General features: G+C 66.0%; 3 protein-coding genes. All 3 read left to right on the top strand.

Going from position 1 to position 1879, the window contains the following annotated elements; translation table 11 throughout:
• Positions 1–717 (top strand): DUF6883 domain-containing protein (locus QQS14_RS16300; protein WP_285908075.1); only part of this gene is annotated, 717 nt, incomplete at its 5' end.
• Positions 718–719: 2 nt separating this feature from the next.
• Positions 720–947, top strand: a complete 228-nt coding sequence (locus QQS14_RS16305; protein WP_285908076.1) for a DUF4926 domain-containing protein — start codon at positions 720–722, stop codon at positions 945–947.
• Between the two features lie 206 nt (positions 948–1153).
• A partial coding sequence (locus QQS14_RS16310) for a DUF2213 domain-containing protein (RefSeq protein ID WP_285908077.1) occupies positions 1154–1879 on the top strand: 726 nt, incomplete at its 3' end.

Here is a 1879-nt window from a genome sequence, read left to right on the forward strand (position 1 = left end):
GCCCTGACCGAGGTGAGCAAGGCTGGCACCGCGCTGACCAGGGCCAGGGCCGAGAGCGTCGGCTCCGAGGGATACATCTGGCGCACGGCCAGGGACGGCGCGACCAGGCCGAGCCACCGGGCCATGGAGGGCCGGTTCGTCAAGTGGAGCGAGCCGCCCACGCTGGACGGCATGACCGGCCACGCCGGGGAGTTTCCCAACGACCGCTGCTATCCCGAGCCGGTGGTGCACGACTCGGCCGGGGGCGAGGTGGCCAGCCCACTGCCCACCAGGGAGCAGGAAAAGGCAAGCGGCGAGCACAAGCTGCGGAGTCAATGGGAGCGCACGGAACACAACCCCGTGACCCCGCACGTTGAGGGCGGCAGGCTGCCCAACGTGGAGCGGGCAAGGTTCCTGCCGGAGAAGCTGACAACGTACTCCATGGACCCGAATCACCCTCACGGCAGGGATAAGGCCCGGACCTGGAAAGGAGCCCTGGGCTACGACAAGCGCGACGCCGGTGAGGTGGAGCGGCAGATCATGGCACAGCTGCCACACTTGCCAGCCGAGCGCGACATGATCGATGCATACGGCGAGCGGTTCAACGTGATGGTGCCTGTAACCGGGAAAAACGGGCGGGTCGTTGACGTTCTGGCCGCGTGGATATATGACAGGGATACCAAGACGGGCCAGTTGGCCACCAAGCCCCGACTGATCAACTGTTTCATACCGAGATAACCATGGCACGCCGATTCAAAGAGTTTGAAGTTGTTCGCCTGCTGGAGCGCCAGGAAGGCCCCGGCAACTACAGCCTGGGCGAGGTGTGCGTGGTGCCCGCTGGCGAGACCGGGACCATACTGAATGTCTTTGAAGACGGTGCTGCCTTCGAGGTGGACTTTGATCTGAACAGATCCGGCGGCTCCCACATCATCACCCTGCGCCCGGACCAGATAGAACCGGCGGCCTGAATTTGCCCCAGGGCGGCCCCTGCCGCCCCGGACCGCACCCACGCCGCACCCAGCCCTGAAAAATGCCGCCCTGCCCGTTCATGAATCGATCTGAACAGGGGTGGGCAGAGCCAGCCACCAGCCCTTTGGCTCCGAATCTTTCTCCCCCCGCCCCTGATCATCGCGCAAGCCTTTAACCCGCGCTAAAGGACTCGCGCCCCCTGGCCGTGTATCCACGGCCCATGCGCTACCACATCCCCACCCAGCTCTCGGAGCATCTGGCCGAAACCCGCGAGGGTTTCCTGATCGCGCGCGACGTGCCCATCGCCCGTACCGGGACCATGGAATACTCGCCCGACCAGGTGCCCGTGCAGTCGGCCGACACCGGCCCGGTCCTCATCCAGAGGAGCGAAGAGGACGTATTCGCCGACGAGGCCATGGCCTCATTCGAGGGCAAGCCGGTGACCATCAACCACCCGGATGACGACGTGACTCCCGCGACGTGGGCGCGACTGGCCAAGGGCCACGCGCAGAACGTGCGCCGCGGGACGGGAGCCGCATCCGGCTATCTGCTGGCCGACCTGGTCATCACCGACGCGACGGCCATCGCCCTGGTGCGCGGGGGCCTGCGGGAAGTCTCCTGCGGGTATGACGCGGACTACGAGCAGATCGAGCCCGGCAAGGGCCGGCAGCGCAACATCAGAGGCAACCACATCGCCCTGGTCAGCCATGGCCGGTGTGGTCCCGCGTGTCGAATCAACGACCATCAAGAGGACACCATGACCAAAAAGAAAGCCAAGTTTTCCGACCGGCTCGCGGCGCTGTTCGCCAAGCCGGAGATCCGGCGTGTGCTGGACGAGGAGGAGCCGAAGGCCGAGGAGCAGCAGCCCGCCACCGACGGGGATGTCGAGCAGCGCGTGGCCGCGCTGGAATCCCGCATCGACGAGCTGATG

Origin of the sequence: Pseudodesulfovibrio pelocollis, from assembly GCF_030282845.1 — a bacterium.
GTDB lineage: Bacteria > Desulfobacterota > Desulfovibrionia > Desulfovibrionales > Desulfovibrionaceae > Pseudodesulfovibrio > Pseudodesulfovibrio pelocollis.

Coding starts and splice junctions, on each gene's coding strand:
- QQS14_RS16305 (WP_285908076.1), top strand. CDS start 720: ATGGCACGCCGATTCAAAGAGTTTGAAGTTGTTCGCCTGCTGGAGCGC.